Here is a 13,388-nt window from a genome sequence, read left to right as displayed (position 1 = left end):
TTTCGCGGGAGAGGGGCGTGCGCGGGGAGCAGCAGCACGGTTGGCAGGGCGCGGGGCGCGCTGCTTGCATAGGGTTTGCTCAGCACACGATCGGACCGAAGCGCCAGAGGGGGGCCGGATCATGGACGACAAGGAATCCGCGCGGGTCGGCGTGGCCATCCGGCGCCGCCGCCGCGCGCTGAGCCTCACGCTCGCCGCCGTGTCGGGGCGCAGCGGACTGTCGGTGCCGTTCCTCAGCCAGATCGAGAACGAGCGGGCCCGCCCGAGCCGTACGTCCCTGGAGCGGGTGGCGGACGCCCTCGGCACCACCGCCGTCGAACTCCTCTCGGCCGCCGACGCGGCGCGCACGGTGGAGGTGGTCCGCGCCGAGTCGGAGTCGCAGTTGCAGCCGGACACGGACACGGACTCGGACACGGACTCGGACCCGGAGTCCGGGGCCGGGCGGCCGGTGCCGAGCACGCGCCGCCTCGTGCACGGCCACCACCAGCTGCACGCCCTGGAGTTCATCGGCGACCACGACGCGGGCCGCGAGTTCCAGCACCGCAACGACGAGCTGATGTACGTCGTCGAGGGCGCCGTCGAGGTCGAGGCGGAGGGCCGGGCGTACCGGCTCGCGCGCGGCGACTCGATGTTCCTGTCCGGCGGCGTGCGGCACCGGTGGCGGGCGGCGGTGCCCGAGACGCGGGTCCTGGTCGTCGCCGTGGGCGAGCACGTCAAGGCCGAGCGGGAGTGATCCCGCGCCGGGTCGTCTCGCTCGTGCCGTCCCTCACCGAGGCGGTGGCCCACAGCGCGCCCGGTCTGCTCGTCGGGGCCACCGACTGGTGCAGCCACCCAGCGGACCTGGACGCGGCCGGCGTCGTACGCATCGGAGGTACGAAGAACCCCGACGTGCCGGGCATCGTCCGCCTCGCCCCCGACCTGGTGATCGCCAACGAGGAGGAGAACCGCGCCCCGGACCTGGCCGCCCTGCGCGCCGCCGGGCTCGACGTGCTGGTGACCGAGATCCGCGACCTGCCGTCGGCGCTGCGCGAGCTGGACCGGGTGCTGGTGCGCGGCTGCGGACTGCCCCGGCCCGGCTGGCTGGACGAGGCCGAGGACGCCTGGCGCGCGCCGCCCGCCCTGCCCGACGTGCGCGCCGTCGTGCCGATCTGGCGCCGCCCGTGGATGGTCCTGGGGAGCGACACCTTCGCCGGTGACCTGCTGGCCCGGCTCGGCGTCAGCAACGTCCACGGCGGACACGCGGAGCGCTACCCGCGCGTCCCGCTGGACGAGCTGCGGGCGTCCGGCGCGGACCTGGTGGTGCTCCCGGACGAGCCGTACCGCTTCACGGCCGAGGACGGCCCGGAGGCGTTCCCGGGGCTGCCGGCCGCGCTGGTCGACGGGCGCCAACTGACGTGGTACGGGCCGTCGTTGGTGGACGCGGCGGCCGGGCTCGGTTGGCGGTTGCGGGCCGCGCGCTGAGCGCATCACGCGCGGGGGCGCGTCGCGGGCGCGGGCGCGGGCGCGGGCGCGTCACGGTGCTGAGCGCGTCACGTGCGCGGGCGCGTGCATGCGCGCGGGCGCGTCACGTGCGCGCCGGTGCGGGCGCCGTCAGCAGGCGGCCCGCCATGAGGCCCCGCAGCGTCCCGAGCGCGGCCACGGCCCAGGCGGCGACCAGGAAGACGTACAGTGCCGTCGCCAGCCAGTCGTACGCCGCGAGGCCCGTGTGCCGGGCAAGGCCCGCGGCGCCCGTGACGCAGGTGCCGACCGGGAACGTGAAGCCCCACCACGTCATGGAGAAGCGCAGCCCGCCGCGCGCGGCGCGCACCACCAGGGCGAGCGCGAGGGCCAGCCACAGCAGGGCGAAGCCGAGCACCGGCACCCCGTACACCACCGCGAAGGCCTCGAAGGCGCCCGCGTACGGGCCGCCGATGGCGGTCGGGGCCACGTCGGCCAGGGAGTTGACGGCGGTCGTGGACTGGCCGAGCGGGCCGAGGACCAGGAACAGGGCCGGGGTCAGGGCGAGCGGCAGCGGGCCGTGCACCACGAGCCGGCCGAAGATCAGCGGCAGCATCAGGAGTGTGGCGAGCAGGCTCAGGCCGAACAGCGCGTAGCTGCCGAGCAGCATCGCCTCCTGCCACTGGCCGGCCGGGAGGTGCGGGAGGAGCAGCGGGCCCTGCGCGGCGGACACCATCGGCGCCACCACCGGCAGCAGCCACACCGGCGAAGCGCTGCCCGCGTCGACCTGGTGCCGGGTCACCATCAGATACGGGATCGCGGCCGCCGCGACCAGGCCGACCGCCGTACCGGCCGCGAACAGCACCAGGTCGACGGCGACCGCCGCGCGCTCCCCGATGACGCCGCCGCCGAGCGTGAGCGTGCCGCCGCCCACCGCGAGCAGCGCCATCGACAGGCAGCCGTAGAACGGGGCGACCGCCGGGTCGAGCAGATGCGCCCTGGCCTGGTCCCGGTGGTGCAGCCAGTGCCCGGCGCGGGCCACCAGCAGGGCGGCGAGCAGCAGCGCGGACAGCGCCCACACGGCGACGGCGAAGCCGTGCGGCACCGGTGCGGGCAGCGCCGCCCCGGCCGAGGCGACGATCGCGGTGCCCATGACGGCGGCGTACCAGTTGGGGCCGAGATGCCGCAGCGGGGAGCTGGTCCTGCGGTCCGCCGCGAGCGCGGGGGCGGGAAGGTGCTGCGGGTGCGCGTAGCTTGCCATGGCCTCAGCGTCGCTCCGTGGTCATGCCCTCACCAGGGGGTATGTGGCTATGAGGGCATAAGCTGGCGTTATGAGCGACAGGCGGGACGGTGCGGTGCGGGGTACGGAGTCCGGGGCGGAGGGCGGTACGGGAGCTGTTGCGGGGGGCCTTGCGGGAGCCGGAGCGGGGTTCGGGGCGGACTCCGCGGCGGATTCTGCGGGGCACTCCGCGGGGGACGCGCATCTCGCCCACCGGGTGCCCGAACTCGGCGCGCTGCAGCTGCTCCTCGCCGTCGCCCGGCTCGGCAGCCTGGGCCGCGCGGCCGCGGAGCTCGGCATCAGCCAGCCCGCCGCGAGCAACCGGGTCCGGGCGATGGAACGGCAGTTGGGCGTCGGCCTGGTGGAGCGCTCGCCGCGCGGCTCGCGGCTCACCGGCGCGGGGGTGCTCGTCACCGACTGGGCGCGCCGGATCGTGGAGGCCGCGGAGGCCTTCGACGCGGGCGCGCAGGCGCTGCGGGACCGGCGCGACTCCCGGCTGCGGGTCGCGGCGAGCATGACGGTCGCCGAGTATCTGCTGCCCGGCTGGCTGATCGCGCTGCGCCGGGAGCGGCCGGACACCGCGGTGTCGCTGCTCTCCGGCAACTCCGCGGCCGTCGTGGAGCGGCTGCTCGCCGACGAGGCCGACCTCGGTTTCGTCGAGGGGCTCACCGCGCCGCGCGGCCTGCGCGGCGCGGTCGTCGCCCGGGACCGGCTCGTCGTGGTCGTCGGCCCCGACCACGCGTGGGCCAGGCGGCGCGCACCGCTGGCCCCGGCCGAACTCGCCGCCACCGCGCTGATCCTGCGGGAGGAGGGCTCCGGCACCCGGGAGGTCCTGGACGCGGCGCTCGCCGGGCACGGCGGACTGGCCGCGCCGCTCCTCGAACTCACCTCGACCACCGCCCTCAAGGCGGCCGTCGCCAGCGGCGCGGGTCCGGGGGTGCTCAGCGAACTGGCCGTCGCGGAGGAGCTGGCCGCGCACCGGCTCATCCAGATCCCGGTCGAGGGCGTCGATCTGCGGCGGGCGCTGCGCGCGGTGTGGCGGTCGGGGCAGCGGCCGGCGGGGCCGGGGCGGGATCTGCTGTCGCTGACGCGTCGGGCTCAGTGAGCCCCAGGCGTGCCCGCGGCCTCCACCAGCGCCTGCATCACCCGCAGATCCACCCCCATCTCCGGATGCCACTGCACCCCCAGCACCCAGGGGGCACCGGGCAGTTCGACGGCCTCCACGGTGCCGTCCGCCGCGTGCGCCGAGGCCAGCAGGTTCCGGCCGAGGCGGTCGACGGCCTGGTGGTGGTACGTCGGTACGTGGTCCTCGTCCGGCACGATCGAGGCGTACCGCGTGCCCGGCACCGGCTTCACCGGGTGGCTGCCGAAGACGCCCTGCTGCGCGGCGTGGCCCTCCAGGTGCTGGACGAGGGTGCCGCCGACGGCCACGTTGAGGAGCTGCATGCCGCGGCAGATGCCGAGCAGCGGGGTGCCGGAGGCCAACGCGGCCTCGATCAGGGCGAGTTCCCAGGCGTCGCGGTCGCGGTCCGGCGGCCCGGTGCGCTCCTCGGGCTCGGCGCCGTACCGTACGGGCTCCACATCCGGGCCGCCCGCGATCACCAGTCCGTCCAGGCGGGCGACGGCCGACCGCGCGTGCGCCGGGTCGTCCGGCGGCAGCATCGCGGCGATGCCGCCCGCCGACTGCACCAGGCGCGGGTAGCCGGCCGGCAGCAGCGCCGCGTCCAGCTCCCACGCGCCCCAGCGCGCGCCTGCCTCCAGATAGGTGCTGACCCCGATCAATGGCCTGGTCACGACGCGTACTCCTTCGACACTAGTTCCGTTCCAACTCTGCCTCGGCCGCCGCGAGGGCCGCGAACTCCTCCTCCGGCGCCTGCGCGACCAGGTGTTTGCGGCTGTAGAAGCCGAAGTACGCGATGGCCACCACGTACACCCCGAGCGCGATGAACGCCGCCGTCACGTCGACCAGGAACGTCGCCACCAGCGCCGCGCAGGCCAGGACAAGGGCGACCGAGGAGGTGAGGACGCCGCCGGGGGTGCGATAGGGGCGGTCGAGGTGCGGCTCGCGGCGGCGCAGGACGATGTGCGAGAGGGCCATCAGGGCGTACGAGATGGTGGCGCCGAAGACCGCGACGTTCAGCATGCGCGCGCCGTTGCCGCTCGACGCGGCGAGGGCGAAGCCGATCGCGCCCGGCACCAGAAGGCCCAGGTAGGGGGCCTTGCGGCGGCTGGTCAGGGAGAGGAACTTGGGCAGGTAGCCGGCCCGGGAGAGCGCGAAGAGCTGGCGCGAGCCCGCGTAGATCAGGGAGAAGAACGACGCCACCAGGCCGGCCAGGCCCGCGTAGTTGACGATCCGGCTGAGCGTCGTCGGCTCGCCGCCCGGCTGCAGCGCCTCGACCAGCGGGTTGCCTGCCGACTGGATGGCGGCGGAGCCGCGCGCGCCGGCGGCGGCGAAGAAGGTGAGCAGGGCGAGGCAGACCAGGATCAGCATCGACCAGCGGATCGCCTTCGGCAGCGTGCGCGCCGGGTCCCGGGTCTCCTCGGCGGCCAGTGGTACGCCCTCGACGCCGAGGAAGAACCACATGCCGAACGGGAACGCCGCCCAGATGCCCAGGATCCCGTACGGCAGCCAGGAGTTGGCGCCGAAGGCCTCGGGGTCCACCTTGATGTCGTTCAGGCCCGACGCGTCGAACTCCGTGAACGCGCCCACGGCGAAGACGAGCAGCGCGGCCACCGCGATCCCGGTCACCACGAAGCTGAACCGCAGTGCCTCGCCGACGCCCCACAGGTGGATTCCGATGAAGATCAGGAAGCAGGCGAGGGTCAGCGGCCACCCCGACTCCAGGCCGAACAGGCCGAGGGATTCGACGTAGTCGCCGATGAAGAGGGAGATGGCGGCCGGGGCGAGCACGTACTCGATGAGGATCGCCGTGCCGGTGAGGAAGCCGCCCCAGGGGCCGAGGGCGCGGCGCGCGAAGCCGTAGCCGCCGCCGGCGGTCGGCAGGATCGAGGACAGCTCGGCGAGCGAGAACACCATGCACGTGTACATCACGCCCATGAGGACCGTGGCGATGGCGAGGCCGCCGAAGCCGCCTTCCGCGAGGCCGAAGTTCCAGCCGGAGAAGTCGCCGGAGACGACGTACGCGACGCCGAGGCCGGTGAGCAGCAGCCAGCCGGCGCTGCCGCGGCGCAGCGCTCGGCGCTCCAGGTAGTCGTCTCCGGCGGCGCGGCCGGGTGGGGCGGTGGTGTGGCCGGGTGGGGCGGTGGTGCGTTCGTCCGTCATGGCAGGGGCTCCCCGCATTCGCCAATGGAATGGCTCCATACCTTTGCGGTGCGTTCCGGGGAGCGCAAGACCTCTGCGTCACTTTCGGGTTACGAGTGGGTCGGGCGGCTGTGTTCGCCCGAACCGCCCGTACCGCACGCCCGGCGCACTTACGCCAGAAACCCCCGCAGCAGCGCCGCCGTGCCGCAGCAGTGCTCCCGCATGACCCGCCGCGCAGTCCCCGCGTCGCGGTCGAGCACCGCCGCCACCAGCGTCGCGTGCTGCTGCTGCGAGTGCTCCAGGTTGCGGACGAGCAGCGGGATGCAGTCGAGCAGGTCGTTCACCGTGGCCCGGACCGCCGCGTACTGCCCGGCCAGCGTCGGCGAGCCGGACAGCTCGGCCAGTGTGAGGTGGAAGAGGGTGTCGAGGCGCCGGTACTCCGCGAGCGGGGCGTCCTGTGTGGCGGCGAGCGCGTCCAGGAGGCGGTCCTCCTGCTCCTTGCCCAGACCTCCGGCCGCGCACAGCTCCGCCGCCCCGGTCTCCAGGACCTCGCGGAACCGCAGCACGTCCTCCAGGTCCACGCCGCGCAGGCGCCGCCGCAGCTCGTCCTCGCCGCCCGCGCCGCCTTCCCGGGGGAGTACGAACGTGCCGCCGTACCGCCCGCGCCGGCTCTCCACCAGGCCCTGGTCCTGCAGCACCTTGAGCACCTCGCGCAGCGTGACCCGGCTGATGCCGAGCTGGTCCGCCAACTCCCGCTCCGCGGGCAGCCGTTCGCCCGCCGGTACGAGCCCGAGCCGGACCACCTGGAGGATCTGCTCAAGCGCCTCCTCGAAGCCGTTGCCCGCGCGCACCGGGCGCAGGACCTGCGGCAGCCGCTCTGCTCCCTCGGTCGTGGACATCGAGCGTTTCCCCCTTCCCAAGGAATGGTTCTCGTGCATACCTTAAAGCCTCCGGACCGCCCAAGGAGGAGACCCCCGTGGCAGACCGCACACCGCCGCTTTCCGTCGAGGAGCTGCGTGCCCTCGTCGCGAGCGGCGAGATCGACACCGTCGTCCTGGCCTTCCCGGACATGCAGGGCCGCCTTCAGGGCAAGCGGTTCGCCGCCGGCTTCTTCCTCGACGACGTCCTGGAGCACGGCACGGAGGGCTGCAACTATCTGCTGGCCGTGGACGCCGAGATGAACACCGTCGACGGCTACGCGATGTCCAGCTGGGAGACCGGCTACGGCGACTTCGCGATGGTCCCCGACCTCGGCACTCTGCGCCGCGTCCCCTGGAACGAGGGCACCGCGATGCTGATCGCCGACCTCGCCTGGAGCGACGGCTCACCCGTGGTCGCCGCGCCCCGCCAGATCCTGCGCCGCCAGCTGGACCGCCTGGCCGAGCTGGGCTACACCGCGCAGGTCGGCACCGAGCTGGAGTTCATCGTCTTCAAGGACAGCTACGAGCAGGCCTGGGACGCGAACTACCGGGACCTGACCCCCGTCAACCAGTACAACGTCGACTACTCCGTCCTCGGCACCGGCCGTGTGGAGCCCCTGCTGCGCCGCATCCGCAACGAGATGGCGGGCGCCGGGCTCACCGTCGAGTCCGCCAAGGGCGAGTGCAACCCCGGCCAGCACGAGATCGCCTTCCGCTACGACGAGGCCCTGGTCACCTGTGACCAGCACGCCATCTACAAGACCGGCTCGAAGGAGATCGCCGCGCAGGAGGGCGTCTCCCTCACCTTCATGGCCAAGTACAACGAGCGCGAGGGCAACTCCTGCCACATCCACCTCTCGCTCGCCGACGCCGACGGCACCAACGTCATGCCGGGAGAAGGCGCCGGTCACGGACCCGAGTCGATGTCGCCGGTCATGCGGCACTTCCTCGCCGGCCAGCTCGCCGCGCTGCGCGACTTCTCCCTCCTGTACGCCCCCAACATCAACTCGTACAAGCGCTTCCAGCCCGGCTCTTTCGCGCCGACGGCCGCGGCCTGGGGGTACGACAACCGCACCTGCGCGCTCCGCGTCGTCGGTCACGGCCGCTCGATGCGGTTCGAGAACCGGCTGCCGGGCGGAGACGTCAACCCGCACCTCGCGGTCGCGGGCCTGATCGCGGCCGGTCTGTACGGCATAGAGCAGAAGCTCGAACTCCCCGAGGCCTGCCCCGGCAACGCCTACACCGCCGACTTCGAGCACGTCCCCACCACCCTCAGGGAGGCCGCCGAACTCTGGGAGAACAGCCCGATCGCCAAGGCCGCCTTCGGCGACGAGGTCGTCGCCCACTACCGCAACATGGCGCGGGTCGAACTCGACGCGTTCGACGCCGCGGTGACCGACTGGGAGCTGCGCCGCTCCTTCGAACGCATGTGAGGCCCCTGTTGTCGTACGAGCACCACGTACTGAATCCGGCCACCGAAGAGCTCGTCGCCACCGTCCCGGCGACCGGCGCGCAAGAGGTCGACAAGGCCGTCGCCCTGGCCGCCGCGGCCCAGCGGAAGTGGTCCGCCCTGGCCCCCGCCGACCGGGCCCGCGCGCTGCGCCGCTTCGCCGTCAAGGTCGACGAACACCTGGAAGAACTGGCCCGGTTGGAGGTCCGCGAGGCCGGCCACACCCTCGGCAACGCCCGCTGGGAGGCGGGCAACGTCCGCGACCTCCTCGACTACGCCGCCGGGGGAGTGGAACGTCTCAGCGGCCGCCAGATCCCCGTACCCGGCGGCCTGAACGTCACCCTCCTCGAACCTCTCGGCGTGGTCGGCGTCATCGCGCCGTGGAACTTCCCGATGCCGATCGCCGCCTGGGGCACCGCGCCCGCGCTCGCCGCCGGTAACGCCGTCCTCCTCAAGCCCGCCGAGACCACCCCGCTCACCGCCCTGCGCCTGGCCGAACTCGCCCTGGAATCCGGGCTTCCCGAGCACCTCTTCCAGGTCCTGCCGGGCGCCGGGGACATCACGGGCGCCGCGCTCGTCGAGCACCCGGGCGTCGCCAAGATCGTGTTCACCGGCTCCACCGGCGTCGGCAAGCGGATCATGGCCCAGTGCGCGGACCGCGTGAAGCGCGTGACCCTCGAACTCGGCGGCAAGAGCCCCAACATCGTCTTCGCCGACGCGGACGTCGAGGCGGCCGCGGCCGCGACCCCGATGTCCTTCCTCGACAACGCGGGCCAGGACTGCTGCGCCCGCACCCGCATCCTCGTGCAGCGCTCCGCGTACGACAGGTTCATGGAACTGCTCGGCCCCGCGATCGAGTCGGTCGTCGTCGGCGACCCCGGCGACGCCAAGACCCAGATGGGCCCGCTGATCTCCAGGGTTCAGCTGGAGCGGGTGCGGTCGTACGTCACCGGGGACCTGGACACGATCACCGGCAGCGCGCCCCAGGGCCCCGGCTTCTGGTTCCCGCCGACCGTCGTCACCGGCGTCGAGGCGGCCGCGCCCGTCGCCGCCGAGGAGGTCTTCGGGCCCGTCGCCGTGGTCCTGCCGTTCGAGGACGAGGCGGACGCGGTGCGGCTCGCCAACGCCACCGAGTACGGCCTCTCCGGGTCCATCTGGACCCGGGACGCGGGGCGCGCGATCCGCGTCTCGCAGGCCGTCCGCGCGGGCAATCTTTCCGTCAACTCGCATGCCAGCGTGCGCTATTGGACCCCCTTCGGCGGCTACCAGCAGTCCGGCCTCGGCCGCGAGCTGGGCCCCGACGCGCTCACCGCCTTCACCGAGACCAAGAACGTCTTCATCAGCACGGAAGGTTCCGCACAGTGACTGACCAGAACATCTGCCGCCGCCTCGTCGGCCGTACCGCCGTCGTCACCGGAGCCGGCAGCGGCATCGGCCTCGCCACCGCCCGCCGCCTCGCCGCCGAGGGCGCCAACGTGGTGTGCGCCGACATCGACCCGGCCGCCGGCAAGGCCGCAGCCGAGGAGACCGGCGGCACCTTCGTGCAGGTCGACGTCACCGACGCCGAGCAGGTCGAGGCCCTGTTCAAGACGGCGTACGACACGTACGGCAGCGTCGACATCGCCTTCAACAACGCCGGCATCTCCCCGCCCGACGACGACTCGATCCTGGAGACCGGCCTGGAGGCGTGGAAGCGCGTCCAGGAGGTCAACCTCACCTCGGTCTACCTGTGCTGCAAGGCGGCCATCCCGTACATGCGCGAGCAGCGCCGCGGCTCCATCATCAACACCGCGTCGTTCGTGGCGCGGATGGGCGCGGCCACCTCGCAGATCTCGTACACCGCGTCCAAGGGCGGCGTCCTCGCCATGTCCCGCGAGCTGGGCGTGCAGTTCGCCCGCGAGGGCATCCGCGTCAACGCGCTGTGCCCGGGCCCGGTCAACACCCCGCTCCTTCAGGAGCTGTTCGCCAAGGACCCGGAGCGGGCCGAGCGCCGCCTCGTGCACGTGCCGGTGGGCCGCTTCGCCGAGGCCGAGGAGATCGCCGCGGCGGTCGCGTTCCTCGCCAGCGACGACTCCTCGTTCGTGAACGCCACGGACTTCCTCGTCGACGGCGGCATCGCGGGCGCGTACGTCACCCCGCTGTAGCCCCTCCGAGGGCCCCGTACGGGCGGGGGGAAGCCCTGCTCGTACGGGGCCCGAGGGCTCTCTCCCGGCCGCGCGGGCCCGGCTTAAGGTGGGCGGATGAGCATGACGACCCCGCCCGGCTGGTACCCGGACCCTGCGGCACCGTCCCTGGAGCGCTGGTGGGACGGCGCCCGGTGGACCGAGCACACCCGTGCCGCGGACGCCCCGGGCGCGGTCCCCGCCGCCCCACCGCAGGCCGCCGCCACGGCCGGGGAGGCGTCGGGCCGGTCCAAGGCCGTCGCACTCGGCGCCGCCGGACTGGTGCTCGTCGCCTCCCTCGTCACCGGCGTCTTCGTCCTCGGCGGCGAGGGCGGCGGCCCCGGCCCGGCGCCGTCCGAATCCGCCCCGTCCGAATCCGCGCCGTCCGAATCCGCCCCGCACCCCTCAACGGACCCGGAGACCGAGCCCGCCTCCCCCAGCCCCGAGCCCGGCACGGCGAGCCCGGCCGACGACCCGGACACCCTCGTCGACCAGCTGAACGGCATATCCCTGCCCCTCCTCGACGGCTGGAAGCGGGACGAACGCCCCGCCGAACGGGTGCCCACTGCCGTCACCGAGGACGCGTACGACTGCCCCGGCACCAGCGGTTTCTGCCACTCCGGCCGGGTCGGCACCCACTCCGTGACCGTCGACGGCGGCGCCTCCGCCCGCGGCGTCGCCGAGCAGGACATCGCCGAGGCCGCGGAGCGCGCGTACGACCGCGACATCATTGGGCGCCGCCCGTACAACGGCATGAAGAGTCACCGCGAGGTCGACTCCGGCCGCGTCGAGGTCGCGGGCGCCGAGGGCCACTTCGTGCGCTGGCGGGTCACCACCGAGTCCGGGCCCGGCGGCTACGTGCAGTCGCTGGCCTTCCCGGCTCCCTCGGGCCGCGCGGGCAGCATGATCGTCGTCCGCTTCGCCTTCGACGCGGGCCCGGACGGCCCGCCGCTCTCCGCCATCGACGAGATCACCCGCGGGATCCGCTCCACGCGCTAGGTGTCAGGTGTCAGGTGTCAGGTGTCAGGCGTCAGGTGTCAGGCGTCAGACGTCACAGGAACGTTCGGCCCTCGCCCCGGTACGTCGGCACCGTCGCCGTGACCCGGTCGCCCTCGACCAGGTGCAGCTGCTCGAAGCGCTCGCACAGCTCGCCCGCCTTGGCGTGCCGGAACCACACCTTGTCGCCGATCAGCAGGTCGTCCGCGGGCGAGCCGAGCAGCGGCGTCTGCACCTCGCCGGCGCCCTCCTGCGGGTCGTACCGCAGCCCCTGAGGCAGGTACGGCACCGGCGAGCGGTCGCGGCCCGCCGCACCCGACGCCGGATAGCCGCCGCCGAGCACCGTCACCACCCCCACGCCGGGCCTGCGCACGACGGGCTGCGCGAACAGCGCCGCCGGACGGCCGCTGAACGACGTGTAGTTGTCGAAGAGCCGCGGCACGTAGAACCCCGAGCCCGCCGCGATCTCCGTGACCGCCGCCTCCGCCGCCGTGTGCTGCACGCTGCCCGTGCCGCCGCCGTTCACGAACTCCAGATCCGGTACGACGGCACGCACCGCGCGCACCACTTCCGCCCGCCGCACCGCCAGCTCCCGCCGCGCCGCCGCCTGCATCGCCCGGATCGCCCGCGACCGCACCGGCCGCCCCGCCAGCAGATCGCCGACCCCGGCCACATGCCCCTCGTACGCCATCACGCCCACCAGGCGGAACCCCGGCCTCCGCGCCACCGCGCGGGCCAACTCGGCGACTTGCGCGGGGGAGTGCAGCGGCGAGCGGAGCGCGCCGATCCGCACCCGGCCGCCGAGCAGCTTCAGGGCCGTGTCCAACTCCAGGCAGACGCGCACCTCTTCACGCCCGCGGCCGCCGCCGCGCGCCTCGTCGATCAGGCGCAGCTGCGCCTGATCGTCCACCATCACCGTGACCGCCGCGGCCAGCTTCGGGTCGGCGGTCAGCTCCGCGAAGCCCGTACGGTCCGCGGAGGGGTACGCGAGGAGCACGTCATCGAAGCCCGAGCGGGCCAGCCACAGCGACTCGGCCAGCGTGAACGACATGACGCCCGCGAACCCGTCCTTCGCCAGGGCCCGTTCGAGCAGCGCACGGCAGCGCACCGACTTGCTCGCCACCCGGATCGGCTTGCCGCCCGCGCGGCGCACGAGGTCCGCGGCATTGGCGTCGAACGCCTCCAGGTCCACGACGGCCACGGGGGCGTCGAGGTGGGCGGTGGCCCGGTCGTAACGGGCGCGATCTGCAGCGAGAGCCGTCATGGGCGCAGCCTGCCAGACTGCTCTACCCGGCGGTAGGGGGATGATCCGGACAGATCGCCCCGTGGCCTTCGGACGGGTTCCCGCCCGACCTGCATCAGCCCGTAGAGTGACGCGCAGGCAGGGAAGAACGGGTCTGTCTCCGATGGCTGTCTCCGGCGGCTGTCTCCGGCGGAAGTCTCCGACGGCTGTCCCGGCGGAAGTCTCCGGTGGGGATCGAGCAGGGCCCGAGTTCGAGGACGGGGGGTGCATGAGCACAGACGCGCGCCGCGCCGGTGTCCCCCCGTGCCCCTCCTCGCCACCCCCGCCCAACCCGTCGACCCGCCTCCCGGACGAGCCGCCCCGCACCGAGACCGTTACCCCGGTCCAGGGCGCCGATCCGGGCGCTCCGGTGGCGCCGCCTGCGCCTGGGCTTGGGCCTGGGCCTGGGCCTGCGCCTGCGAACGGTCCTGGTGCCCCGGCCACGCCCCCGCGTCCCGCCGGTCCGCCGCCCGTGCCGCAGGGTTCCGGCGGCACCGGAGGAGTACCGGGTTCCGGCGGCACCGGAGGCGCGCCGCGCCCCGACGGCACCGGCAGTATCCCGACGCAGCCCGCGGGCCCGGCCTCCCCAGGCCCGGCCTC

The 13,388-nt window shown here is 74.0% G+C and carries 12 protein-coding genes; 7 read left to right on the top strand and 5 right to left on the bottom strand.

The genetic code is table 11. From position 1 onward, the window contains the following. Positions 1-118: 118 nt before the first annotated feature. Together QIS99_RS11720 and QIS99_RS11715 are read left to right on the top strand one after the other, a co-directional pair. A complete protein-coding gene (locus QIS99_RS11720; protein WP_408909534.1) occupies positions 119-733 on the top strand; it encodes a helix-turn-helix domain-containing protein in 615 nt (204 codons plus the stop codon). After that, on the top strand, positions 733-1,461 hold the full coding sequence (locus tag QIS99_RS11715; protein WP_282513188.1) for a helical backbone metal receptor: 729 nt from the start codon (positions 733-735) through the stop codon (positions 1,459-1,461). The genes QIS99_RS11720 and QIS99_RS11715 overlap by 1 nt, the downstream gene beginning before the upstream one ends. A gap of 103 nt (positions 1,462-1,564) precedes the next feature. Here QIS99_RS11715 and QIS99_RS11710 read toward each other — a convergent pair whose 3' ends face one another. After that, on the bottom strand, positions 1,565-2,698 hold the full coding sequence (locus tag QIS99_RS11710) for a TDT family transporter (RefSeq protein WP_282513140.1): 1,134 nt from the start codon (positions 2,696-2,698) through the stop codon (positions 1,565-1,567). Positions 2,699-2,768: 70 nt separating this feature from the next. Here QIS99_RS11710 and QIS99_RS11705 point away from each other — a divergent pair, with 70 nt between their 5' ends. Next, positions 2,769-3,821 carry a LysR family transcriptional regulator gene (locus QIS99_RS11705; protein ID WP_282513139.1) on the top strand — a complete coding sequence of 351 codons (1,053 nt, stop codon included), beginning with the start codon at positions 2,769-2,771 and terminating at the stop codon, positions 3,819-3,821. Here QIS99_RS11705 and QIS99_RS11700 read toward each other — a convergent pair. The 3 genes from QIS99_RS11700 to QIS99_RS11690 all read right to left on the bottom strand — a co-directional run bounded on the left by QIS99_RS11700 (position 3,815) and on the right by QIS99_RS11690 (position 6,877). After that, positions 3,815-4,510, bottom strand: coding sequence for a gamma-glutamyl-gamma-aminobutyrate hydrolase family protein (locus QIS99_RS11700; protein ID WP_282513138.1), 696 nt, complete (start codon positions 4,508-4,510; stop codon positions 3,815-3,817). The two genes, QIS99_RS11705 and QIS99_RS11700, sit on opposite strands and share 7 nt — an antisense overlap. 19 nt (positions 4,511-4,529) lie before the next feature. Next, positions 4,530-5,999 carry an ethanolamine permease gene (gene eat, locus QIS99_RS11695; RefSeq protein ID WP_282513137.1) on the bottom strand — a complete coding sequence of 490 codons (1,470 nt, stop codon included), beginning with the start codon at positions 5,997-5,999 and terminating at the stop codon, positions 4,530-4,532. Positions 6,000-6,148: 149 nt separating this feature from the next. Beyond that, positions 6,149-6,877, bottom strand: a complete 729-nt coding sequence (locus tag QIS99_RS11690) for a FadR/GntR family transcriptional regulator (RefSeq protein ID WP_282513136.1) — start codon at positions 6,875-6,877, stop codon at positions 6,149-6,151. Positions 6,878-6,954: 77 nt separating this feature from the next. On the opposite strand from QIS99_RS11690, the gene QIS99_RS11685 reads away from it, so the two are divergent. The 4 genes from QIS99_RS11685 to QIS99_RS11670 all read left to right on the top strand — a co-directional run bounded on the left by QIS99_RS11685 (position 6,955) and on the right by QIS99_RS11670 (position 11,509). After that, the gene (locus tag QIS99_RS11685) at positions 6,955-8,331 is read left to right on the top strand and encodes a glutamine synthetase family protein (RefSeq protein ID WP_282513134.1); all 1,377 of its coding nucleotides are present in this window, start codon (positions 6,955-6,957) and stop codon (positions 8,329-8,331) included. 8 nt (positions 8,332-8,339) lie between these two features. After that, entirely contained in the window at positions 8,340-9,713 is a 1,374-nt protein-coding gene (locus QIS99_RS11680; RefSeq protein ID WP_282513133.1) for an aldehyde dehydrogenase family protein, read from the top strand. Then, positions 9,710-10,492, top strand: coding sequence for a 3-oxoacyl-ACP reductase (locus tag QIS99_RS11675; protein ID WP_282513132.1), 783 nt, complete (start codon positions 9,710-9,712; stop codon positions 10,490-10,492). The genes QIS99_RS11680 and QIS99_RS11675 overlap by 4 nt, the downstream gene beginning before the upstream one ends. Before the next feature lie 96 nt (positions 10,493-10,588). Further along, positions 10,589-11,509 (top strand): DUF2510 domain-containing protein, encoded by a 921-nt coding sequence (locus QIS99_RS11670; RefSeq protein ID WP_349017292.1) that lies wholly within the window; start codon positions 10,589-10,591, stop codon positions 11,507-11,509. Positions 11,510-11,561: 52 nt separating this feature from the next. Here QIS99_RS11670 and QIS99_RS11665 read toward each other — a convergent pair whose 3' ends face one another. Next, complete coding sequence (locus QIS99_RS11665; protein ID WP_282513130.1) at positions 11,562-12,770, bottom strand: amino acid deaminase/aldolase; 1,209 nt, start codon at positions 12,768-12,770, stop codon at positions 11,562-11,564. Between the last annotated feature and the right edge of the window lie 618 nt (positions 12,771-13,388).

This window comes from Streptomyces solicavernae (genome assembly GCF_029968095.1).
GTDB lineage: Bacteria > Actinomycetota > Actinomycetes > Streptomycetales > Streptomycetaceae > Streptomyces > Streptomyces solicavernae.
Note: the sequence above shows the minus strand (reverse complement) of the source record. Positions and strands in the feature narration are given on the sequence as shown.

Excerpts from the sequence above, each read along its gene's own strand:
- QIS99_RS11710 (WP_282513140.1), bottom strand. The coding sequence starts at position 2,698 with ATGGCAAGCTACGCGCACCCGCAGCACCTTCCCGCCCCCGCGCTCGCG.
- QIS99_RS11705 (WP_282513139.1), top strand. The coding sequence starts at position 2,769 with ATGAGCGACAGGCGGGACGGTGCGGTGCGGGGTACGGAGTCCGGGGCG.
- eat (WP_282513137.1), bottom strand. The coding sequence starts at position 5,999 with ATGACGGACGAACGCACCACCGCCCCACCCGGCCACACCACCGCCCCA.
- QIS99_RS11690 (WP_282513136.1), bottom strand. The coding sequence starts at position 6,877 with ATGTCCACGACCGAGGGAGCAGAGCGGCTGCCGCAGGTCCTGCGCCCG.
- QIS99_RS11670 (WP_349017292.1), top strand. The coding sequence starts at position 10,589 with ATGAGCATGACGACCCCGCCCGGCTGGTACCCGGACCCTGCGGCACCG.
- QIS99_RS11665 (WP_282513130.1), bottom strand. The coding sequence starts at position 12,770 with ATGACGGCTCTCGCTGCAGATCGCGCCCGTTACGACCGGGCCACCGCC.